At 35.2% G+C, this 950-nt stretch carries 1 protein-coding gene; it reads left to right on the top strand.

The annotated features are described in order from the left end of the window. Nucleotides 1-324: 324 nt before the first annotated feature. A partial coding sequence (locus G9F74_RS29390) for an RNA-guided endonuclease InsQ/TnpB family protein (protein ID WP_165406427.1) occupies nt 325-950 on the top strand: 626 nt, incomplete at its 3' end.

The raw sequence follows: 950 nt of genomic DNA, 5'->3' as shown, positions 1-950 counted from the left end.
ACATATAGTCTGCGCTCATGTGAAAACATGAGAAGTTCATAAGAGAACTGGCTAAGGAATTGCGCCCTTAGTTGAACGAGATAAATTTAATTAAATCTATCAAACCTCATTGAATATATCGAACATACGTACTATTGTAGGTTCAATGAGGTAAGAATAATAATGAAATTTTTACGAGTTAGTCAAGTATCAGAATTAACAGGTTTGCATCCGAGTAGTCTTACGAGAATGCTGGTGGAACACGCTACTATTCAGAGGAATCCATCTTTCAGTATCTAAAAGGTGAGTGTCCGAATAATCGCACAGTAAAGGAGTAGGCTTCTGATGATATTGGCGAAGAAAGTCAGACTAATTCCAACGCCTGAACAAGAAAAAGTGCTTAGAAACCATGCTGGCGCTGCAAGATTCGCTTATAACTATTGTAAAAGAATGAGTGATAGATACTATAAGCTATTTGGAAAATCTGTTTCACAGTTAGCTTTACAGAAACGATTTACAAAGATCAAGAAGCGAAAGAGATATGAGTGGTTAAATGACATCAACGCACAAGTTCCTAAACAGGCTTCAAAAGATTTTGATACGGCGAGGAAAAATTCGTTCAAAAAGTACAAAAATGGTTTTCACACTTCTTATAAATCTAAAAAAGATTTAACCCAGGGATTTTATGCCAATTATGAAAGACTGATTATAGGAAAAAAAGTAATTCATATTCAGTCTATTGGAGAAGTGAAAACAAGCCAACAACTACCAAGGAACAAAAAAACATCAAATCCAAGAGTTACCTTTGATGGTCGTCACTGGTGGATTTGTGTAGGGTTTGAAGAATCCTTTGAATTCCAAGAACTAACCCATGAGTCGATTGGTGTGGATGTTGGTTTAAAAGAGCTTTTTGTAGCTTCTAATGGTATGAAAGAACGAAATATAAACAAAGATGCTAAGGTTAAAAAACT

This window comes from Bacillus sp. EKM202B (genome assembly GCF_011066025.1).
Taxonomy (GTDB): Bacteria; Bacillota; Bacilli; order Bacillales; family Bacillaceae_G; genus Bacillus_A; species Bacillus_A toyonensis.
Note: the sequence above shows the minus strand (reverse complement) of the source record. Positions and strands in the feature narration are given on the sequence as shown.